The organism is Paenibacillus silagei, assembly GCF_017874735.1.
Taxonomy (GTDB): domain Bacteria; phylum Bacillota; class Bacilli; order Paenibacillales; family Paenibacillaceae; genus Paenibacillus_AQ; species Paenibacillus_AQ silagei.
The window spans coordinates 23453-44666 of record NZ_JAGGLV010000023.1 but is presented as its reverse complement, the minus strand read 5'-3'; the positions used below and the strand labels follow the sequence as shown (position 1 = coordinate 44666).

At 54.0% G+C, this 21214-nt stretch carries 17 protein-coding genes; 8 read left to right on the top strand and 9 right to left on the bottom strand.

What is annotated here, in order from left to right; all coding sequences use genetic code 11:
• Position 1: 1 nt before the first annotated feature.
• From J2Z70_RS26105 to J2Z70_RS26085, 5 genes are all read right to left on the bottom strand, one after another.
• A complete protein-coding gene (locus J2Z70_RS26105) occupies positions 2–1477 on the bottom strand; it encodes a Na+/H+ antiporter subunit D (RefSeq protein ID WP_209878013.1) in 1476 nt (491 codons plus the stop codon).
• Positions 1474–1806 (bottom strand): Na(+)/H(+) antiporter subunit C, encoded by a 333-nt coding sequence (locus tag J2Z70_RS26100; RefSeq protein ID WP_036725033.1) that lies wholly within the window; start codon positions 1804–1806, stop codon positions 1474–1476. Before J2Z70_RS26100 ends, J2Z70_RS26105 begins: the two co-directional genes overlap by 4 nt.
• Entirely contained in the window at positions 1794–4646 is a 2853-nt protein-coding gene (locus tag J2Z70_RS26095) for a Na+/H+ antiporter subunit A (RefSeq protein ID WP_209878099.1), read from the bottom strand. The genes J2Z70_RS26100 and J2Z70_RS26095 overlap by 13 nt, the downstream gene beginning before the upstream one ends.
• A gap of 45 nt (positions 4647–4691) precedes the next feature.
• Positions 4692–5324: a universal stress protein gene (locus J2Z70_RS26090; protein WP_209878011.1), complete on the bottom strand. Its 633-nt coding sequence runs from the start codon at positions 5322–5324 to the stop codon at positions 4692–4694.
• Positions 5325–5943: 619 nt separating this feature from the next.
• Positions 5944–9723 carry an LAGLIDADG family homing endonuclease gene (locus tag J2Z70_RS26085; RefSeq protein WP_209878009.1) on the bottom strand — a complete coding sequence of 1260 codons (3780 nt, stop codon included), beginning with the start codon at positions 9721–9723 and terminating at the stop codon, positions 5944–5946.
• A 177-nt stretch (positions 9724–9900) separates the two neighbouring features.
• Here J2Z70_RS26085 and J2Z70_RS26080 point away from each other — a divergent pair, with 177 nt between their 5' ends.
• The 4 genes from J2Z70_RS26080 (at position 9901) to J2Z70_RS26065 (ending at position 14186) form a co-directional block, all read left to right on the top strand.
• Positions 9901–10149 (top strand): hypothetical protein, encoded by a 249-nt coding sequence (locus J2Z70_RS26080; RefSeq protein WP_209878007.1) that lies wholly within the window; start codon positions 9901–9903, stop codon positions 10147–10149.
• Complete coding sequence (locus J2Z70_RS26075) at positions 10146–11891, top strand: DEAD/DEAH box helicase (protein ID WP_209878005.1); 1746 nt, start codon at positions 10146–10148, stop codon at positions 11889–11891. Before J2Z70_RS26080 ends, J2Z70_RS26075 begins: the two co-directional genes overlap by 4 nt.
• Positions 11891–12958 (top strand): YqhG family protein, encoded by a 1068-nt coding sequence (locus tag J2Z70_RS26070; RefSeq protein WP_245368524.1) that lies wholly within the window; start codon positions 11891–11893, stop codon positions 12956–12958. Before J2Z70_RS26075 ends, J2Z70_RS26070 begins: the two co-directional genes overlap by 1 nt.
• A 151-nt stretch (positions 12959–13109) precedes the next feature.
• A complete protein-coding gene (locus J2Z70_RS26065; RefSeq protein WP_209878000.1) occupies positions 13110–14186 on the top strand; it encodes a hypothetical protein in 1077 nt (358 codons plus the stop codon).
• Between the two features lie 235 nt (positions 14187–14421).
• Here the strand turns inward: J2Z70_RS26065 and J2Z70_RS26060 are convergent, their stop codons facing one another.
• Positions 14422–14616, bottom strand: a complete 195-nt coding sequence (locus J2Z70_RS26060) for a YqzE family protein (protein WP_036725054.1) — start codon at positions 14614–14616, stop codon at positions 14422–14424.
• Positions 14617–14823: 207 nt separating this feature from the next.
• On the opposite strand from J2Z70_RS26060, the gene J2Z70_RS26055 reads away from it, so the two are divergent.
• Complete coding sequence (locus tag J2Z70_RS26055; RefSeq protein ID WP_245368523.1) at positions 14824–15627, top strand: N-acetylmuramoyl-L-alanine amidase family protein; 804 nt, start codon at positions 14824–14826, stop codon at positions 15625–15627.
• Here J2Z70_RS26055 and J2Z70_RS26050 read toward each other — a convergent pair.
• A complete protein-coding gene (locus J2Z70_RS26050; RefSeq protein WP_209877998.1) occupies positions 15614–16525 on the bottom strand; it encodes a divergent polysaccharide deacetylase family protein in 912 nt (303 codons plus the stop codon). The two genes, J2Z70_RS26055 and J2Z70_RS26050, sit on opposite strands and share 14 nt — an antisense overlap.
• 209 nt (positions 16526–16734) lie before the next feature.
• The gene (locus J2Z70_RS26045; RefSeq protein WP_209877996.1) at positions 16735–17193 is read right to left on the bottom strand and encodes a MerR family transcriptional regulator; all 459 of its coding nucleotides are present in this window, start codon (positions 17191–17193) and stop codon (positions 16735–16737) included.
• Positions 17194–17353: 160 nt separating this feature from the next.
• Between J2Z70_RS26045 and J2Z70_RS26040 the strand changes: the two genes are divergently transcribed.
• On the top strand, positions 17354–18214 hold the full coding sequence (locus J2Z70_RS26040) for an SDR family NAD(P)-dependent oxidoreductase (protein ID WP_209877994.1): 861 nt from the start codon (positions 17354–17356) through the stop codon (positions 18212–18214).
• 116 nt (positions 18215–18330) lie between these two features.
• On the opposite strand, the gene J2Z70_RS26035 is transcribed toward J2Z70_RS26040, so the two are convergent.
• On the bottom strand, positions 18331–19266 hold the full coding sequence (locus J2Z70_RS26035; protein WP_209877992.1) for a hypothetical protein: 936 nt from the start codon (positions 19264–19266) through the stop codon (positions 18331–18333).
• Positions 19267–19499: 233 nt separating this feature from the next.
• On the opposite strand from J2Z70_RS26035, the gene J2Z70_RS26030 reads away from it, so the two are divergent.
• Positions 19500–20378: a YihY/virulence factor BrkB family protein gene (locus J2Z70_RS26030; protein ID WP_209877990.1), complete on the top strand. Its 879-nt coding sequence runs from the start codon at positions 19500–19502 to the stop codon at positions 20376–20378.
• Positions 20375–21061, top strand: coding sequence for a DUF7002 family protein (locus J2Z70_RS26025; protein ID WP_209877988.1), 687 nt, complete (start codon positions 20375–20377; stop codon positions 21059–21061). The genes J2Z70_RS26030 and J2Z70_RS26025 overlap by 4 nt, the downstream gene beginning before the upstream one ends.
• The last annotated feature ends 153 nt before the right edge of the window (positions 21062–21214 follow it).

Genomic DNA, 21214 nt, shown 5'->3' with positions numbered 1-21214 from the left:
ACTACTCCTTCATTATGGCTTCAATATATAGCGCAGGTGAAGCCAGAACCTCGCCAGCCTGCGATACATAAGTATACACAACCTCCGCTCCGATCCCCATGGCAATCACAAGCAGCAGCAGGCCGGCAGCCACAGCCGAAGCAGCCTTCAAGCTCACCTTAGGCTGCTCTTCCTTGGGTTCATTTCCCCAGAAGGCCAGCCTGAACACCTTCATCAGGGAGAACAGCACCAGAAAGCTTGATCCCAGACCGATGAGGGACAGCGTCAGCATCCCCTCGGACAACGCTCCACGGAGGATCATAATTTTGCCGGCAAAACCGCTAAGCGGCGGAATCCCCACCAGGGCGAGCGCCAGAATAAAAAACATCCAACCGAGGAGCGGATACTTTCGGATCATCCCGCCCATACTGCCTAGCCGGTCAGTTCCGGCTGCGGATATAATCATCCCGCCCAGAATAAACATAAGTCCCTTGGCCAGCATATCGTGCAGCAGATAGAAGACTGCCCCATTCATTGAATCTGCAGTCCCTGCAGCGAGCCCAAAGGCTACAAATCCAACGCTGATAATGACGTTATAATTCAGAATCCGCGGGACATCCCTGTAAGCCACTGCCCCCAGGCTGCCCAGGATCATGGTAGCAGCAGCCATCCAGGCGATCCAGTCATGAGTGAAGCCGGGATCGTTCACGAACAACAACGTGAAGGTGCGGATGATTGCATAGAGTCCTACTTTGGTCAGCAGGGCACCGAACAACGCTCTGACAGCCGCCGGAGGTGCACTGTAGGACCCTGGAAGCCAGAAGAACAGGAATAGTCCTGCCTTCAGGGAGAATACAATCAAGAACAAAACAGCAATCACATTAAGCACGCCGCCTTGTCCCGCTTCAGCGATACGCTGGGACAGGTGCGCCATGTTGAGCGTTCCTACTGCTGCATAGAGATAAGCTACCGCAGCTACGAACAGTGTCGAGGATACGATATTAATAAGCAGGTATTTCGACGTTTCTCTTAGCTGAAGCTTGGTCCCACCGAGTGAGATGAGCGCATAAGAAGAAATCAGCATGACCTCAAAAAAGACAAACAGGTTGAAAATATCCCCCGTAAGAAACGAGCCGTATACCCCGACCAGCAAAAACTGAAAGAACGTATAGTAATAGAACCGCTCCCGCTGCTCTCCAATACTGCTGAAGGAGTAGCACAGAATCGCAAAACTGACGATCGAAGCCATCGTTACCAGCAATACAGCAAACATATCACCTACAAATACAATGCCATACGGAGGAGCCCAGCCCCCCATCTGCAGGGTCAGTATGCCCTCGGAGTGGACACGTGTAACCAGCAGCACCGCAATCAGAATGTTAAGCAGACCGCTGAGCGCACTAATCACGCGCTGAAGCCGGATCTTCTCTTTGAGAAAAATCAGGATGACAGCCGTAGCCAGCGGAATGAGAATCGGGAGCACCAATAGATTGCTCATTCGTTGTCCTCCTTAATGCTGTCCATTTCATCAGTACCCCGCGTCTGATAAGACCGGTATGCGAGTACGAAAAAGAAGGCTGTGACCCCAAAGCTGATGACAATGGAGGTTAAAATCAGCGCCTGCGGCAGCGGATCAACATAGGTATCCGCCTTGCCTAGTACAGGGGCTGCCCCCCTTTTGAGCCCGGCCATCGTGAGCAGCAGCAGATGGACTCCATGCGTCAGCAAGGAGGTTCCCAGCACAATGCGCAGCAGGCTTTTGGAGAGAATCAGGTAAACACCGATCATGAAAAGAATTCCGACCGCTACCGCCATTACGAGTTCCATTTCTTCTCCCCTCCGATCGATAAAATGATGGTCATCGTCACGCCGACTACAGCCAGGAATACACCAAGGTCAAACAGGACGGCAGTCGCCAGCTCCGTATCGCCAAGTACTGGCAGATGGAAGTGGCCGAACGTGTGACTTAGAAAAGGAGCGTCAAACAGGAATGAGCCTGACGCTGTCAGAATAGCCAGCATGAGCCCGGAAGCTGTAAGCAGCCGATAATTCACAGGGAGCACCTTACGTACCTGATCCATTCCAAATGCGATTGCAATGAGCATAAGCGCAGCAGAAGCCATCAAAGCCCCGATAAAACCTCCCCCGGGATGATTATGCCCGGCAAAGAACAGATACAGGGAGAATATCAGAATGACAAGGACAATCCCCTTGGAGATCGTCTGTAGAATCACATCATTGCTGCGCAGCGGCAATAGTTCTGTCTTGGCGGGCTCCAGCGGCGGCAATTCCGTCTCCATTCTCAGATGAATCAGACCATAAATGGCCAGTGAGGCGATGCCAAGCACCATGATTTCAAACAAAGTATCAAACCCGCGGAAATCTACCAGGATGACGTTGACCACATTCTTGCCGCCAGCCCGGTTGTAGCTTTCCTTCAAGAAAAACTCGGAGATCGGTTCAAAAGGACTGGTACCCATAGCCGCCAGAGCAATCAACGTCATCGTGATACCAGCTCCAGCCGCAATAATCAGATTGGGCAGCTTAAAGCGCAACGGCTCCTTCTGCTTCTTAAGCTTCGGTAAATACCGGAAACAAAGAAGGAACAGAATGACCGAAACGGTCTCTATAATCATCTGTGTGAGTGCAAGATCCGGTGCCCGGAAAAGAACAAAGAGCAGCGTCACCATATACCCGACACCACCGGTGAAAAGAATCGCGTTGACACGTGACTTGGCAAATGGAACTGCAAAAGCAGCCAGCAGCATGGCTGCTACAACAGCCAATTCATAAAAAGACAATGAGGCATACTGATCCATACCAAAGCTAATGCCCTGCTGCCGCAGCAGAACTGCGAGTAAGGAAATGATCAAAAAACTGAAAATATAGAGCAGGTAATGGCGACCCGAACCAGTCATATAAGCATCGGTTAAGCGTCTTGAACCATTCTCGAGCAGTCTTAACGAGAAGTCATACATACGGCTCAACGCATTGGTTCCGCCGGCTTCACGGTCTAGAACACGTAACCGGGTATAGATTCTAAACAACAGCGTACCTGCTGCTATAACACCGAGGGTCATGAAGATTTCTGGTGTCCATCCATGCCAGAAATGAATAGAAACCTCAAAGGCTTCTTCCGGTGCGAGCAGCCCCGTATGAATGGAAGACATCGCCGGTTCAATCAGCGTGGCAGAGACCAGATCAGGGAAGAAAGCGAACACTACTGCAAGTGAAATCAGAATCACGGGTGACAGTAAGAGACCCAGTGGAGCTTCATGCGGAACCTTATCCAGTTTGTCTTCCCTCAGCTTGCCGCGGAAGGTCTTGAAGACAAAGATCATGCTGTATACAAAGGTAAATACACTGGCAATCCAGGCAATCACCGGAAAGAGCTGTGTCCAGTATCCTGAGCTCAGGATGTCAAGCTCCCGGATATTGAGTACAGAAGTGAAGAACATTTCTTTACTAAGGAATCCGCTGAATGGCGGCAATCCGGCCATAGAGAATGTCCCGATCAATGCGATAGAGAAGGTGACCGGCATGAGAGACATAAGCCCTCCAAGCTTGCGCAGATCACGGGTACCCGTCTCATGGTCAATGATGCCTACAACCATAAACAGACTGCCTTTAAATACAGCATGGTTAATGAGATGAAAGAGCGCAGCTGTAGTAGCCATCGTATAGAAAACCGCATCCCCCGTACCGGTAAAGAAGACTGCCGCCGACCCGAGTCCTAGCAAAGACATGATCAAGCCGAGTTGACTGATCGTGGAGTATGCGAGTAAGGCCTTGAGATCGGTTTGCCGGATGGCTTTGAACGACCCATAGATCAGAGTTACCAGTCCTGTGACAGAAACCAGCCAGAACCACTCGGATTGTCCGGCATACAGCGGGGTGAGCCGCGCTACCAGATAGATCCCCGCCTTAACCATGGTCGCCGAGTGAAGATACGCACTGACCGGAGTCGGCGCTTCCATAGCATCAGGCAGCCAGATATGGAACGGAAATTGGGCGGATTTCGTAAAGGCTCCCAGGAGAATAAGCAGCATGGACGGGATAAACATTCCACTTTCTGTTAAGGTCCCTGCCTGTGCAATAATCTCGCGGATACTATAGGTGCCGGTCATTACATATAGCAGATTGAATCCGGCAAGCATCGCCAGACCGCCGAACACCGTGATCAGCATGGACTTCATTGCTCCATAGGAGGATCTTTCCCGGCGGTGCCAGAAGGCAATAAGCAGGAACGAAGATATGCTCGTCAGTTCCCAGAACCCATACAGCACCATCAGATTATCTGACAGCACCACTCCTAACATGGCTCCCATGAACATGAGCAGGTATGTATAAAACTGGCGGATCCCCTCCATGAGCTTATCGAGATAATAAATCGAATAAAGCACAACCAGGGCACCCATTCCGGTAATCAGCAGGACAAAGAGCAAGCTGAGCCCATCCAGTACCAGCGAGATATTCACCCCAAAGGATGGCATCCAGGTGATACTGTTCACAATAGGCTCTCCCGCCCGGATGGCTGAAATTCTCGTCAGGAAATAAATAAAGAGAGCTACGGGAAGGGGCAGAGCGATCCAGCCCAAGTGAAACCGTTTATTTTGCTTCAGCAGCAGCATTAGCGCAGCCAGCAAAAACGGAAGCAGGATAATCATATGCAGCAAGGCTTAAGCCCCCTTTCTAGTTTTGGTATAATCCTCTTAACGGGGCTTCACCCATTCGTTCTGTACAATTCTCAAATATTGCGCTTCACCGTTGCTGACGATTTTGAACAGGCCGGTATTGAAATCTGTATCAAGCTCACGAAAGAAAACTCCCTTCATGGCTTCATTCCCATCCGGTTCATCCATAAGGATATGGCGGTCGCCTTCTTTGACCAAATAAGCAGAGAACCCTTGCTCATGGGACTGCTCGAGCAGCTCCGGATACCGCTGGACCGCAACGATATGAAGATCAATCGGACCCATCCGCTCCAGCAGCTCATTAATGAAGCTTCCCCGTGTAATCTCCTGCCACAGCGTTTGGCTTGACTGTCCGAGTACAATTTGTGTAATTTTGTTATCCTTTGCAGTCTCCACAATCACATCAACCGTTTTTTTGCCGTTACATTTGCGGATCACAAATTGTCCGCCAGCCTCCTTGGTCTGATGCTCCCAGCCAGACAAGTACTGCTGCTTCTCCCTGTTGTATTCATTGTCCCCGGATGCATCTACAGTGAGTACCATCAGCGGGGCATTGAGCAATCTGGCCAATTGTCCTCCCCGCTGTATCAACCGCTGCCCGTGCGGCCCATAATGCACACACACCATGATGCTCTCATTGTTCATTTCCATTTCAAACCCTCCACAGCAGTAAATTTATTCCAGGTAAAAACACAAAAAGAGCCCGCTGTTGGCAGGCTCCTCCGGTTAACTCCGTATACAATTATTGCAATTATATAGTCACCCAAGGAGAAAGTAAAGGCAATTTGCGGTGAATAATCATGGAAGCCTCAGGGGAGCCTGTGTAAAAAGGAGGATTTCCCCATTAGCTACTGCTTCATTTTTATTTCTTCCCTTTGATTATCCCCGTTATGAATTCGCAATATGCACCCCCTAGCACGAATGGGTGCAGCACATAAGGAAATAACTATGAAAAGGGGATCTTTTCCTATTGACCACAATAATGGAGTACGGGGCTTTTTCAGTAGGGATCGTCGATTATGGAAACGGATGGAACATTGGTTGGAGTCTAGTTTCTTATTTGGTGGCTTATACAATAGTAATCATCTATAGAAAATTGATAAGCGCATTTGTTTAAATGATGTTCCGAGCTGATAACGAAAACTCATAAAAATAAAAAACAGTCCCGATGAAAATAAAAGTCTCATCGGGACTGAACATTAATTACTCAGAACTTAAATAAGTTGTATAAATATACAGATATAATTAATTTTGGAACTCAAGTCCATCCTCACCCACACCGACTATACCCGCAATTCCCGCAAGTCTTACAGCCCTCAATATTAATCAGCGAGGCGCTGCCGCAGGAAGGGCAGAGATCCCGTGAAGCGGTAGCGTGGCTATGTGCGTCATGACCGCCGTGGCTGTCGTTGGTAGTCGCCGCAGGAACCGTGGATTTCAGCTCGGCGTTCAGCGCCTCGTTGAAATCAAGCTCCAGCGTTGCTGCGATTGGCGCAGGAATATGATCGTCATGGGCGTTGTTCAGCACATGGGTCTCCAGGGCTTTGGCTACGGCGTCGGCGATGGACTCGACGCGGTTAGCGCCAAAGCCGATGGCGCCGGAGCCGCCGATGCCCTTGAGGTGCTTGATCAACAGGCCGACCTTCTCGCCGTGATCGCCGTAGCGCAGGAACAGCGAACAGACGCGGCCCAGGGCTTCCGCCATGGCGAAGACGTCAGAGCCAGCCTTGCCGACATTCAGGAAAATTTCGGCCGGGATACCGTCAAGATCGTTAATTGTGATATAAGCCATGCCGAACGGCGTGTTGATCTTATAGGTCGCGCCGCGCAAAACCTGCGGGCGTTTCTTGTATTGCTTGTCTACTCCGCTGGCCGCTGCCTGGTGGGCAGGCGCTGCGGCTACAGTTGTCGGAGCTGACGGAGCGGCTTCCGTTTCCTTAATCACCTCAGGCTTGGCAGCCGTTGCCGGTTCGTCCTTCTTGTCTTCCTTCTTCTTCGTCTCCAGCACCTGTACATCACGGCTGCCATCACGGTAGATGGTCACGCCTTTGCAGCCCAGATCGAAGGCCATTTCATACAGATCGGCGGTCTCTTCGACGGTGAAGTCGGACGGGCAGTTCGCCGTCTTGGAGATCGAGCTGTCCACCCAGCGCTGAATGGCTGCCTGCGCGCGGATATGATCCTTGGCGGACAGGTCCATCGAAGTGACGAAGTATTCCGGCAGCTCTTCTCCCGGATGAGCCTCCAGCCATTCCTGGGCGATAGGCACGAACTGCTCATCGTAGCCGAGACGGCTCTGACGGAAATATTTAAAAGCGAAATACGGTTCGATCCCTGTGGAGGTGCCGACCATAGTTCCCGTGCTTCCGGTAGGGGCCTGGGTAATCACAGTTACGTTACGCATACCATGTTTACGGATCGACTCGCCCACTTCGGGATAGACCTCGGTGATATTCCGCATGAAGCCGCTCTGCAGATATTTATCGGTGTCGAAGGCCTGGAACGCCCCCTTCTCTCCGGCAATCTCAGCAGAAGCCAGATACGCCTCACGGGCCATGAAGCCGTAGAGCTTGTCCAGGAACTCCAGCGATTCCGGGCTGCCATAGCGGATATTCAACTTGATCATAAGCTCAGCCAGTCCCATGGTACCAAGGCCTACGCGGCGTTCGAGCTTCTGGTTGGCTTCATTTTCCGGGAAGTGATACGGTGTCTTGTCGATAACATTATCCAGGAAACGCACGGAATAACGGGTCGTTGTCGCCAGATCTGCCCAGTCCACATCATGGTTCTCCGCATCGTAGAACTTGGAGAGATTGACGGCGGACAGGTTGCACACGCCCCAGCCGGGAAGGCCTTGTTCCCCGCAGTTATGGGCAACAACACCACCAGCGATCAGCGAGTGCGTAACAGGCTCAGTAATATCGTATACCGTCACAACCTCGCCTACTTCGATACCAACGACTTTGGAGATAAACTTTTCATTTTTGCGGGAAGGCCGGGCAATCCGCTCCAGTGCTTCTTGTTTTCTGGTAATCAGCTTGAAGCCGATCTTATTCTTGAACTCCAGGATGTTGTTGCCGCTTAAGATCAGCTCATAGAATCCGCTGCCTTCATAGCTCCGTTCCTCGCCGGCTATGGTCGTATACGTAAATACAGCTTGATTCTTCTTCTGACGGTTATAGATGGAACTGTTAATTCCGAAATTAAGCAGCAGCAATTGAACGCCTTGAAGAAGTTTTTTGGAAGCTGAGGTCAATCTGACCGTACGGTGCATCTCATCATTCTCATATACCGTTCCGTCTGCAGAGAATAATCCTTGCAGGAATGCCACAACCGTCGCACGTGAAGCTGTATACAGCGCAGCCGGAACCTCTTTCTCAGCGGCTCTAACTGCCTTCACTCCGAGTTCTCCAAGCTGTTCACGGAACGACTTACGCCACCAATAAGCTTGCTTAGTATTGTTGGTTCTGTCGAATACTTTGGCGGTTACGCCTGTGATATTCTTGGCAGCATCAATGAGCAATGGAATAACTTCACTGTCTGCCTCACCAAATACCATACCGATATCACCACGTTTGGAAATCCAGCCGTCACCTGTGAGCCAGCCCAAGAACCAGCCCCAACCCTCACCAAGTGTATCCTTAGCCGCAAACCCTCCCTCACCAGACTGCAAATAAACGCAATCGTCTGCACTCAGAGTCTGAGCCTCTTTCCAGCCTGAATCGGTAAATAAGCGGTGTTCAGGCGTTACGGACAGCTCAACCCCATTTTGCAGCGAGATCTTTAAGGTTTCTCTGGTGCCGGTTGGGAACACTGTCGCCCGTCTCATCTGTAGACCTGGAACTTCATAGCTTCTTCCGCCAACCACTTTGGCCTGCTCCACCAGTCTCGAATCGGTTCCCACCAGGAAGGATTCCGTTCCGACCTTCTTATACAGCTCTTCAATGGTTAAGAGACCGTATTCCGTTGCAATGCGGGTGTTCGGGTGGAAGCACGGATTGGTACAAATGATTGGATTGAAATACCAGCTATTCGACATCTGATTATAATACTCCATGAAAACAACGCCCGGTTCTGCGGACTTCCAGGCCGATTCGATAATCGTATGCCAGACATCGCGTGCTCTGACGGTGCGGTAAGGGATGACGCGGCGGTTGTCGGCCTTCCATTTATCCAGATCGCCGTCCCAGAGCGTGTCGTAATCCGGGTCGGTGGTATCCGGGAAGACCAGCTCCCAGTCCAGATCCTCCTTGACGGCCTTCATGAAGCCATTGCTGACGCAGACCGACAGATTGGCATTGGTAACCTGACCCATCGTCTGCTTCACGGTAATGAAGTCCAGCACATCCGGGTGCCAGTCGTTGATCATTAGCATCAGCGCGCCGCGGCGGCTGCCGCCTTGTTCAATCAGTCCGGTGGTATAGCTGAACAGGCCGCCCCAGGACACGGAGCCGCTGGAGGAACCGTTCACCCCTCTGACAATGGCACGGCGCGGGCGCAGCGAGGACAAATTGATGCCTACCCCGCCGCCGCGGGCCATAATCTCGGTCATCTCGGAGAGTGTCTCCATGATGCCGCCCCGGCTGTCTTTGGGAGATGGAATCACATAGCAGTTGAACAGTGTAAGCTCCTCGCTGGCTCCGGCCCCAGCCGCAATCCGTCCGCCGGGAACCAGCTTCCAGTCATCCAGAATCGAGCGGAATTTGCCTGTCCATTCTTCCTGAAGCCCGGGAGTCTTCTCCACGGAAGCCATCGCTGCCGCAAGACGGTCCCACATCTCCTCCGGCGTCTTCTCGATGTTCAACGTCAGCTTTTCCACATCCGACTGCACCAGCTCGCCGCTGCGGGTTTTTACCGTAACCATCCGGCCTGTACGCTCTACAATCTCGCCAACCTCCTTGGTTGGGAACTTCGGATCATCCTTCGTCAGGACAAGTACTACATCGCCTACCTTGGCATTATTGCTGTCCGCGTCCTTCCAGGCATAACGGTCCAGGAATATTTTCTCGCTCAGACCCTCTAGACGCTTGTTGTGTTCCACTGTACTCAATAGCAAAACCTCCCAGGATATAATAGGTCATGCTTCCGGCGGCCGGGCAGCCGCAGCCTGCTTGTCCGGCGGAAGCTCCTCTTGTCAATAACAAACAGCCGAAAAAATCCGCATACCAGCTAAATTTCATGCTTTTGTAACAATATATGGTGTGCGTTAACTTTTAAACTATACCACATGTTGTGGATAGAGGTCTTTTTTGAAAAAGCAGCCCCAGGCAGGAATAACGGAAAAACAGGAAAAGAAAGGCTCATTTCCTCCCTCTTTCTCGCTTTTTTGCAGGCACTGGAACTGAAAGCTTTCAAGGCGGATTACAGCGTTCCTCTGTCAATTCCACGCCCCTCTGGTTATGAAATCTCTCTGAAACGAGCATACTACTGCTACGCATTTCGATATGAAACTGCGACGGAGGAGGCTGCAACATGACGCAATTATTCCGCAATTCCCTGCCCCAAGAGAAGGTAACTTCTGCGCCGCTGCTGCCTGTTCCTCTATCTTTTGAGCGTAACTGGCTGCATGATCTGGAATCGAGACTGGATAAAGGGGGACCGTGGGGCGACTGGCGGTTATCCCGCCTTGCCGTGCAGGGAGAGCAGTCGGGCCTGGTTACCAGCTTCGATGAGCTGCAGTGTATGAAGCATCTGTCCGGGCTGTCTCCGCTACCCCATCAGCTGGATACGGCGCACAAGGTGCTGTTCGAGATGTCGGGACGGGCGATTCTGGCCGATGAAGTCGGGCTTGGCAAGACAATCGAAGCCGGGCTGGTGCTGAAGGAGTATCTGGTGCGCGGGCTGGTAAGCAAGGTTCTGATTCTGGTGCCGGCCTCGCTTGTCCTGCAATGGGTGCGGGAGCTGAATACGAAGTTCGGAATCTCTGCCGTAGCGCAAAAGAAAGCCTATTCCTGGGGCAATGACATTGTCGTCGCCTCGATGGATACGGCCAAGCGTGATCCGCATAAGGAAATGCTGCTGAGCCAGGAGTACGACATGCTGATTATCGACGAAGCCCATAAGCTGAAGAATAAGAAATCGACGAATTATCTGTTCGTCCAGCAGCTCCGCAAAAAGTACTGTCTGCTGCTCACCGCCACCCCCGTGCAGAATGATCTCGGCGAGCTGTTCAATCTGATCACGCTGCTGAAGCCAGGCCAGCTGGGGAATCAGGGTGATTTTGCTACCAATTTTGTAGTGGATAAGCGCCAGCCCAAGAACGAGGGTAAGCTCCGGGGCGAGCTGTCCAAGGTTATGATCCGCAACCGCCGGGGCGAAGGCCCGGTTAATTTCACCAAGCGCAAGGTGCGCAATATCCCCCTCACCCTCTCCGCTGAGGAGAAGGCACTGTATGACGGGGTGACCGCTTTTGTCAAAGAACAGTATCAGGAGGCAGGCGGCAATCTCAGCAGTATGCTCTCCCTGGTCACGCTTCAACGTGAGGTGTGCAGCAGCCGGGATGCGGTGTTCGTAACGCTGGTGAATCTGATCAAGAAGCTGCCGGCCGATTCGCCGAAGCGTGAGCGGATGATGGGGCTGCTCCAGACGATCCGTACGGTCAAGACGAATACGAAGGCGGAGAAGACGATGGAGTTAATCCGTGAAATGAACGAGAAGGTAATCGTCTTCACGGAGTACCGGGCCACGCAGGAGTATCTGCTTCAGTATTTCCGTGAGCATGGACTGCAATGTGTGACGTACTCGGGCGGGATGAACCGCGGCAAAAAGGACTGGATGATGGACCTCTTCCGCGGACGCGCCCAGGTGATGATTGCCACCGAAGCCGGCGGCGAAGGGATTAACCTGCAGTTCTGCCACCATATGATCAATTTTGATCTGCCCTGGAATCCTATGCGGGTCGAGCAGCGGATCGGCCGGGTCCACCGGCTGGGTCAGGAGAATGATGTGGTCATCTATAACCTTTCCACCGAAGGGACAATTGAAGAGCATATCCTCCACCTGCTGCATGAGAAAATCAACATGTTCGAGATGGTCATCGGCGGGCTGGATGTCATTCTGGAGCGCTTCGAGCAGAAGGGCTCGCTTGAGAAAAGCCTGTACAAAATCGTTCTCGAAGCGGGCAGCGACGAGGAGCTGCGCAGCGGGCTGGATACTATCGGCGATTCGCTCAGTGAATTGACCCACGCCAAGCTGGATGATAGCGGGGTGCCTAAGTGATGCTGACGCCTACAGAAGTGCGCAAGCAGGTCATGGATTATCTGGAAGCGACTGAATGCACCATATTGGAATCCTCGCCGCTGCATGTGACGGTGAAGCTCTCCCCCCGCGCGGACCGGATGCTGACGGACCGCCCTTATTATTGGGGCTTCGTGGAGCGCACCGGCGTAGATCCCGAGACCTTGTCCTTCAGCTTCGTCTTCGACCCGCAGAAGTACGATGAACTGGCCGCGCAGGCCGCTGCGCCTGCGGCCCGCCCGCGCGGCGGGGCCAGCCGCCCGGCAGGGGCGGGAGCGCCGCCGGGTCTGGCCGGGGCGGCGGATGCCGAAGCTGCTGCGGAGCCGCTCGGCGCAGCGCAGGCGCCGGGAGCCGCGCTGCCGCCCGGGGTATCTGCTGCGCCGGAGGACAGCATCCTCGCGCGGTACTTCGGCATCGTTCCGGCGCTGCCGCGTCTCGGACCGGGCATGATCCGCCGCGAGGATGTGACCTACGGCAGCAAGCGCCTGCGGCAGATCTGGTCGGCGGCACGGGACGAAGGCCGGTGCCTCCAGCTGTTCGAGGACCCTGGCCTCAGGCAGCGGACCACGCTGTTCTCGGCCGCCTACGAGCCATGGCTGGCGGTCTGCTACAAGGTCGAGATGACCTGTGACCTGAAGCGGGAGGAGCTGCATTTCATCGCGGTGTCGTTAACCTCCGGGCTGATCGTCCCGGACTTCGAAGCCCGGCTGGCCGGCAAGGAGCTGACGCCCCGGCTGCCGGAGAACATTCATGTCCAGCCGTTCGAGCTGGGGATTACGGACGGGGCCAACCGGCTGGAGGGATATCTGACCTCGAAGCTGGCGCTGCTGGATTATACCTGGGCCGAAGAAGCCCGCGAACGGCTGGGGCTGGAGCTGAGCATTGTGGACATCTACTACGCGGAGCTGCTGAAGGAACCGGAAGAAGAGAAACGCCTCGCCATCCTGGAGCAGTACAACCGCCGCCGCCAGGAGACCTCGTGGCAGTATGAGCCGCAGATTGCAGTTTCTGCCGTAACGTACGGATTGTTTCATCTGCGCAGCACATAGAATGCGACCTTGTCCGCTAAAAGCAGGCAAAAAAACAGCGAAACTCCCGCCGCCTGCCGCGACAGCAAGCAACAGCCTTTTCAGGGCTTGTCCCCTACAATGAACTGTAAGAAGCGTAAATTCCCTCTAAACAGGAAAGGTGACTGAACCTATGAATATCACTGCAAGACGGAAGGGCTCCCGGCGGCGTGGCCGCATGCTCCTCTGTCTGATTCTTGGACTGACTTTGCTGGCCGCCAGCGCCGCCTCTCCCCAGGCGCTAGCATCACAAGCCAACCGGACGACCGTGATGCAGGCCGTCACGCAGGAGGTTCTTCCGGGACTTGAAATGAAGCCGATTCCAGCGCCGGAAACGCTGCAGGCCTTCACCCGTCAGACGATTAGCCAGCTCTCAGCGGATGCTCCTTTTAAGGAATGGAAGGATGCCGGCACGGAGGTCTACCCTCTTGGTCCGGGAACACGGAGCTGGCTGGTCAATGTGATGCACAGCGGTCAGCGGATCGGCTATCTCATTATCTCGGCTGCGGATCAGGGCGGCTATCTGCTTAGCGAATACGGAGCCGGAACCGATGGTCTCCCTTATAGTATGACTGAACTGCGCCAGTATGTGGCGCAGCAAGGACTGATACCCTCTAATTCTTCAGGTGCCATCGGGGTTACGGCACTCTATGCTCCAATGCTGCCTGTCTGGAAAATCACTACGGAGAACAGAACGTTGTATCTGAATGCTACCGTTCTGGAGACGCTGCCTTGGAGTCAGAGCCAGGCTGAGCATATTCTTAATGCCGCACCGGAAGCCTCAGCCATGTTGTCCTCCGGCCCGGGCCAGGCGCGCGCTCCTCAGCCAGCTCTTCGAAGTGGCGGAGAGGATGACCCGTATGCCGATCTGCTGTGGCTAACTGCACCCGGGCTGAAGACGTTGAACGGAGCAAGCCTAAGCGCTCTGCTTCAGGAGCGGGGCAGTCTCGCTTTCCAGTCTCCGGGGCACAACGACACGCTCGGCGCGCCATTCATGATTACAGGCAGCCAGAGCTGGCTGAAGCCCGGTGCTTCCCGGGACCAAGGCAGCACTGAAGCCGCCATAGTCTATGCCGCCGCTGGTCCCGGTGGCATCCGCTATCTCCCGCTTAGCGCCCTTCAGAAGGCGGGCACCTTCCATAAGCTGCCGGTGCTACTGCCCGGGGGAGCCACGCTGGGATCCGCTGCTCTACCCCGTTCAAGCCCGTAGACTGGCACTGGCAGTTCCTGCTCGATATTGAAACAGCCTTCCCGGGTGCCGCCTGCACGACGCCACTTGGGAAGGCTGTTTGCTTATACACCTAAATTCTACTCAGCGTCCGCTTTCTCCGAATTCAGGTGCATTTATACACCTGATTCACACTTAGGGCCCGATTTCCTCTAATTCAGGTGCATTTATGCACCTCATGCTCACACAGCGACCGATTTCCGCTGAAGTGCTACTCCTACTCCTTACTCTCCCCGCCCCGGCTCCATTTGCTGCGCCACACGGACCAGGCGAGCGGCAGCGTGCCGAACCATTTTTCCGCCCACGGCTGCTTCTCTGCCTTCCGCCTAGCATGGACAGCGCGAGGGTTCTCAATGTAGACGACTACCTTCTCCGTAATATACTTCACCAGATCATCTCCGCCGGATGCCATCTCATACACCTCCCAGGTGAGTGCCGGGGCGGGTTCCCGCCCCTTGACCTTATGCCTATAGTGTGCTCCAATCCTCCGATCTCTAAACCGGAATCCGAAGCTTCGTATAGGTTAGGCCGTTAAGGCACAATCTAACAAGACTACACCTGTATAAACCGTCATTAAGTACAAGTAGCTGTTGATTATTCCGGCAGGGAGGTTATTCACTTGAGACAGTCAGAAGCATTAGAGCCCCATACGGCTACACATTCCCATCATTCAAAAGAGCAGCCTGTGCTGAGATCCGGGCGGCGGCTTAAGCGGATCATAGCCGCAGCAAGCGTTCTGCTCATGCTTACGGCAGGAGACACCGCAGTGATTCACGCGGCTGCACCCCGCACTAATCCGCAGGCAGAGCAGCCCGGACAGCGCCAGCATATGCTCGGCCATGACCAGCGGATCATTCTGATTGATGCCGGCCATGGGGGGATTGACGGCGGAACCTCCTACGGCAGCATTCTGGAAAAGGACATCACCCTTGCCATCTCCCGCCGCCTCTTTCTCCTGCTGCGTGCAGACGGCTTCGATACGATTCTGAACCGGACTGGCGATTATGCGCCCAGCGATGAGAATCTGTGGCTGAGGAACAGATCCCGGCATTTACGCGATCTGGCCCAGCGCAAGGAACTGGCAGAGACGCTTCCGGCCAATGTCGTGGTCAGCATCCACATTAACTGGGCGAAATCCCCGTCCAAGCATGGTCCGCTCGTTCTGTACCGCCAGGAAGGGCGCAGCTTCCTGCTGGCCCGGACCATTCAGGATCAGCTCAACCAGCTCTACGGGATGAAGAATGATCCTGTCCGGGGCAAGCCCTTCTACCTGCTCAACAAAATAACCGCCACAACGGTGATCGTTGAGGCGGGATTTGTCAGCAGTCCGGCTGACCGGGAGAAGCTCTGTACACCGAAGGGCCAGGAAGAGATCGCAGAAGCCATTGCGAACGGGATCGCTGCCTACCTTATGGAAGTGTAAGCCGGGAATTCCACTTCCATTCCTCACGGACCAGATCGGAGATGCCGACGAATTGTACCTTGTCCTTCATTTCGGCAATGCCGCTGCGGATGCCCGCGGCGGTCTCTTTGCCTTGGATGCCGACATGACCGATGGTGACGCAGAACTTCTGGCTCAAGGCCCGCTCCTGCACCAGCTTCATCTGCTTCGCCACATGACTTGCCGAATGCACATCATCCAGGAAAATATGATTCTCCACCGGCGGCATTCCCAGCTCCCGGGCCATCCGTCCCGCGACTGAACGGTAATTGGTATGGCTGTCTACGAAGAAAAGGCCGCGCTCCTTGCAGACCTCCAGCACAATACCCATTACCCTTTCATCACCTGTCACCTTGGAGCCCATATGATTGTTGATTCCAATCGCATAAGGGACATTATCCAGCGCTGCCTCCACCCGCTGGCGGACCTCGGCGTCATTCATGCTGGTCAGCACAGCCCCCGGTCCAAGCCATTCCGGCTTGCCCTGGCGCGGCTCCATCGGCAGATGGACCAGCACATCGAAGCCCAGCTCATGGGCGCGCCGGGCATCCTGCTCGCTGGAGCGCAGGAACGGCATGACTGCGACGGTGATTTTGACTGGCAGCTTGAACATTTCCTCTGTCCCGCGCATGCTGTTGCCGAAATCATCAATAATGACCGCCACACGGCTGAGCGCCTGCTGCTGCTGATTCCCAGCTGTCCGGTTGCCCGATACGCTGCTCCCTCTGCTATCCGCAGGTGCGGGTGCTGAAAGTGCCGTGTCTGCCTGTGCAGCAGACACGGCAAGCGGGGCTGACGGGATTAGCGCCGCTGACATAATCACAGCTGCGGCCAAGGGATATAGAAGGACACGCTTTACTCTGTGGTTGCTTGTATTCATACTGGAACACCTCCTTCGTGATTGAACAATTGTACTCATTGTTTGGCTCACGAAGGGTAAATATGTACGGAGCGCTTACGCAATTATTAACAATGGGATGCGGATACGGCACGGGCGGCCTGTCAGCTATGCGATTCCTCTAGCTCCCCGTCTGTCAGCGTCAAGCATAGCCTTCAGCACCTGAATCCCCTCCTGCTTCGCATTAACCCTCACGCTTTAGCTTTAGCTTTGGCTTTACGTCCTCTTGGCATCTGCTTACGGTCTCCGGCCAGCTCGCAGGTCTGCGGGCCCAGATTTCCCTGCTCTATTTTGACGTCAATGAAATCAACAATCTGCTGCAGCGATGCGATCTGCTCGATAATCTTCTGCCGGTGATTCAGAATCATCACGTGGAGCTCAGGATACTGAGACAGGTCTGCATCCAGAGACAAGTCCAGATAGGGCCGCATGTCGTCCAGCGACATTCCTGTTTTTTTGAGGCATGTCACCAGCAACATCCGGTTCAGGTCCGAATCGCTATAGATGCGGTGGCTGTTCCCTTTGCGCTTCGCCCGGGGCAGCAGCCCGATCTTCTCGTAATACCTTATCGTATCCTCAGACATACCCGTCCGCTCCGCCGTTTCCTTAATCGAATATCCCTGCTGGAGATCTGCTTCCGCCAGACTCATAGAAATCACTCCGTTTCACTGGTCTAATGGTGCCTTCGTTCTATTATATAACTTGGAGCTGGCTCCAAGTCAATGACACATTTTATCGCTTGACTTGGACTTGGCTCCAAGTTATACAATGAGCACCATTCACCACTTTCCATGTAGAGGAGTAACCAATATGAGACGATCACATCCCCCGCGCACCGCGCTGATTACCGGAGCCAATCACGGCATCGGGCTGGCCCTGACCCATAGACTTCTGAACGAAGGCTGGGAGGTTATTTCGCTGATCCGCTCTGCTTTTGCTGAAGATGATCCGCTTATCGGGCAGGCGCTCAGCAGCAGACAGCTGCGAATTTATAAGGCGGATTTAAGCGATTTTGGCCAATTGCGGAGTGCATTGCAGGACATTAACCGCCACGAAGCGTATATTGACGTCCTGTTCAACAATGCCGGGGGCAGCTTTCCCGAGTTATTCTTGTCCAAGCAAGGACGCGAGCTGCATTATGAGCTGCAGACGGTGGTTCCGTATATCATTACGATGGAGCTGAAGCCGCTCCTGCTAAAAGGTACGCTTCACACAGTCGTGAATACGTCCTCCAACGCTTTTATGATGAAGCGCAGCTTCGACCCGGCTTCGCTGGAGCGCCCGGCGAAATTTCAGATGCTGACTGGCCCTTATGCCGACACCAAGCGCGCCATGTCCTTGTGGACGGAGGCGGTGGCCTCTGAGCTTGCAGCCGAAGGCATCCTTATCCGCAGCGCGGATCCCGGAGGCAATAACACCCTTCGCAGCGGCAAAAAATCAGGCATCCCCTTCTGGCTGCGGCCGATTACGCGCATGTTTTTCCCGGCGCCAGCCCACGGCGCAGGCTTACTGTATCAGGCGGCCCTTGGCGAACACAGCGGCAGGTCTGGGGTGTTCCTGCACAAGAACCAGGTCACGCCGCTCAAATTCTCTGAGCACGGCAGCACCATTTTGAAGAACGTGCAGGCCATATATGAGCGGGAATTCGTTCAGACGAACAGCGCACTATAACAGATACTGTCTGCTGCCATTGCAAGCATCCGGTGCGAAATTAAGCCACAGCCCCTCCATCCGGAGAGCTGTGGCTTACATGCGTTGCATTATTTTGTAACTGTAAACTATTGTTCCTATGGCAGCTCCGCCATCCGTCCGAATTCCCGCAGCAGCCGCAAATTCTCAATGACAATATGCGCCTTCCACCAGTTCTCACTGACGGCAAATTCCCGTTCATACCCCGCCCAGCCCCAGGTCAGGTCCCAGATTCCTTCGGAGTTCCGGGTCTCCAGCAGATAATCCAGCTCCTGATGCAGCAGCCCGCCAAGCTCTGCATATTCAGGGCTATGCGGCGAATGGATGAACACAGACGGTCTGCAGCTATACCCGTTCCATCCACCCGCATCCCGGCTGATTAACTGCACACTCTGCACCTTGAGCGCTTCTCTTAGTGCAGCGTAAGGGAACTCCTCCTGCAATTCTGCCCAAGCGATACATTCCAGCAGGGTGGCCACGCATTTCAGCGGGTGCATCTCAATAGCAGGATCACGCAGGAAAAGCTCCGTCAGCTCACGGGCAATCCCTAGTCCGTTGGCATACAGCCCGCTATCCTTGGGAGCAGCCTTCAGAATGAATCCGGCCAGAATAGCTGTCGGGTTATACATACTGTGGGAAGTACTGTCCGAGCTTGTATGCCACCAGGGCGCATGAGGATAATCGTTATTGGAAGCTACGACATTCTTCCATGTGCGGCCATCCATATCCACACCGCTGTCCAGGTATTTCAGAATTCCCTGCACCAGCGGATGCCCGTTATCTGCAAATTCCAGCTCCAGCAGCCTCTCTACCGCCGTAGCGGTCTGGATGGGCGTGGAATTCGGATTCCACGCGTCCGCTTCCAGGGCATGGCCGAAGCCCCCATCCTCATTCTGATAGGCGGACAGCGCTTCCAGTATCGGCGCAGCCCCGTCGCCCTCAAAGTGAAATCTCCATCGCGCCAGGTCCAGCGGACGGGCATTGCGGTACATCCAGCGTCTGATTCCCTCATACTCCTCCAGCAGCAGCTTCATATACACTCTCCTTATATTCTTATATTGTTATCTTTCCTACTATTCTAAGAGTTTTCCAGTATAATAAAGGCAATTTCCTGCTTGAATTTTCCCTGCCTCAGATCCAACTAATCCCGGTATGTTACAATAAAAACTACCCCGGCGGACTAAAGGATATTATAACGGGTATACATATATATGGAACGATTTGGCTACCATGTCAGTCTATCCGGGAATTCATGAAGGAGGGTCTTATGAACAGCACTTCCGGCAGTACAAGAGGCACTTTCAAGTTCATCAAGCAGCTATGGGTGAAAATCAACGACGATGATGTCCAGGGCATCGCTGCGCAGCTGACCTATTATTTAATCCTGTCTCTGTTTCCTTTTCTAATCTTCATCATGACCCTGATCGGGTATGCGAATATCTCCCTGGAGAAAAATATAGGGCAGCTGGAGCAGATCATGCCCGCCGAAGCCATCTCTATTATAGAAGAGATTCTGCAGGATGTGTCCGCCGGACGCAGCCAGACGCTGTTGTCCTTCGGGATGCTGGCTACCCTGTGGGCCGCCTCCAAAGGAATCAATGCCATCATCAAGGGGCTGAACCGTGCCTACGAGATTGACGAGAGCAGAGCGTTCTGGAAAATCCGGGGGATCGCCCTGCTCGCTACCTTGACGATCGGGTTCGTCGTACTGCTCAGCATTCTGCTATTGGTCCTTGGCAGCTGGCTCAAGACGCAGGTCTTCCTGCTGGTTGATCTTCCCTATGGATTCCAAAAGCTCTGGGATCTGCTCCAATACGCGATTCCACTGCTCGTGATGTTCATCGTCTTCACCCTGCTGTACTGGATCGCTCCCAGCCGGAGACTGGCGCTGCGGGAGGTCATGCCTGGGGCGTTGTTCACCACCATCGGCTGGATTACGACCTCGATTCTGTTCTCGGTATACGTCAATCAATTCAGTGATTTCTCCAAAACCTACGGCAGTCTCGGGGGTGTAACCGTGCTGCTAATCTGGCTGTATATCAGCTCTTTTATCATCCTGGCCGGAGGCGAGATCAATGCGGTCCTGCTGAACCGCAAGGTGAAGAGTATGCCCCTCAGCACCTTCAAAGGGCAGAAGCTCCCATGAACCCCTCCCTGATTGACGCCATTACCAAAAGCCCGCTCCGCACCTCCTTCTATCATTTCACCCGGGCAGTGAATCTGCCCGCCATGGCTGCCCTTGACGCCATTTATTCCTCTGCGGTGCTTAGCCCCGCCCATGCAGCCGGAGAGCGGCGGACTGCGGCGCACCGGGTAAGCTACGCCGGGCAAGCCGCGATTCTGAATGCCCATCTGCGTATTACGCCTGAGGCGATGGCTCCGGGGACAACGGCGGAAGAGTTCCGCCGTTGCCTGGACCGTCATGTGTTCCTGTGGCCGACCTGGCGCGATTGCCTCGCAATGGCTGCGATGTATTCGCGCAGAGAGCCGGGCGAGGCCTTCGCTGTGCTGAAGCTTGATGCCCGCAGAGTCCTGGCTGATCACTACACCCGCATCAGACTGTCCAAATACGATTCCGGCAGCTCCCCCAGGTTCCCGCACCGCATGTCATACCGCAAGAGCTGCGCCATGCTGCTCCCTCTCACCGAATTCATGTCCTCCACCGGACAAGCTATCCCCGTCAAGCCGTCCGAGATTAAGGAGGTGCTGGCCCAGGACAAGCTTGCCCCTCTCAGCCAATATCTGCAGACGGTCTTCTGTTCACAGCCCCTGCTTGTCCCTGAGATTTGGCAGCCCATGTGTCAGCCTCTGCTTCTTTCGCCAATGTAGATCTGCTACCTCATCTCGCTCACCTAAGGTTGAATTATATGTCGCATCGTGATATAGTCATGTTGTGACATAGTCACAGCATGACATATTCTTTTATAGCCATGACTTGGCACAACGAATTGACGAAGCAGGTGAACGCAATGTCCGCAGCAC

What these genes read in the sequence shown, in the direction of transcription:
- J2Z70_RS26100 (WP_036725033.1), bottom strand. Translation starts at nt 1,806, where the DNA reads ATGGAACTCGTAATGGCGGTAGCGGTCGGAATTCTTTTCATGATCGGT.
- J2Z70_RS26065 (WP_209878000.1), top strand. Translation starts at nt 13,110, where the DNA reads ATGAATATCACTGCAAGACGGAAGGGCTCCCGGCGGCGTGGCCGCATG.
- J2Z70_RS26070 (WP_245368524.1), top strand. Translation starts at nt 11,891, where the DNA reads ATGCTGACGCCTACAGAAGTGCGCAAGCAGGTCATGGATTATCTGGAA.
- J2Z70_RS26105 (WP_209878013.1), bottom strand. Translation starts at nt 1,477, where the DNA reads ATGAGCAATCTATTGGTGCTCCCGATTCTCATTCCGCTGGCTACGGCT.
- J2Z70_RS26080 (WP_209878007.1), top strand. Translation starts at nt 9,901, where the DNA reads ATGTTGTGGATAGAGGTCTTTTTTGAAAAAGCAGCCCCAGGCAGGAAT.
- J2Z70_RS26045 (WP_209877996.1), bottom strand. Translation starts at nt 17,193, where the DNA reads ATGAGTCTGGCGGAAGCAGATCTCCAGCAGGGATATTCGATTAAGGAA.
- J2Z70_RS26035 (WP_209877992.1), bottom strand. Translation starts at nt 19,266, where the DNA reads ATGAAGCTGCTGCTGGAGGAGTATGAGGGAATCAGACGCTGGATGTAC.
- J2Z70_RS26030 (WP_209877990.1), top strand. Translation starts at nt 19,500, where the DNA reads ATGAACAGCACTTCCGGCAGTACAAGAGGCACTTTCAAGTTCATCAAG.
- J2Z70_RS26090 (WP_209878011.1), bottom strand. Translation starts at nt 5,324, where the DNA reads ATGGAAATGAACAATGAGAGCATCATGGTGTGTGTGCATTATGGGCCG.
- J2Z70_RS26095 (WP_209878099.1), bottom strand. Translation starts at nt 4,646, where the DNA reads ATGATTATCCTGCTTCCGTTTTTGCTGGCTGCGCTAATGCTGCTGCTG.
- J2Z70_RS26075 (WP_209878005.1), top strand. Translation starts at nt 10,146, where the DNA reads ATGACGCAATTATTCCGCAATTCCCTGCCCCAAGAGAAGGTAACTTCT.
- J2Z70_RS26040 (WP_209877994.1), top strand. Translation starts at nt 17,354, where the DNA reads ATGAGACGATCACATCCCCCGCGCACCGCGCTGATTACCGGAGCCAAT.
- J2Z70_RS26025 (WP_209877988.1), top strand. Translation starts at nt 20,375, where the DNA reads ATGAACCCCTCCCTGATTGACGCCATTACCAAAAGCCCGCTCCGCACC.
- J2Z70_RS26060 (WP_036725054.1), bottom strand. Translation starts at nt 14,616, where the DNA reads ATGGCATCCGGCGGAGATGATCTGGTGAAGTATATTACGGAGAAGGTA.
- J2Z70_RS26050 (WP_209877998.1), bottom strand. Translation starts at nt 16,525, where the DNA reads ATGAATACAAGCAACCACAGAGTAAAGCGTGTCCTTCTATATCCCTTG.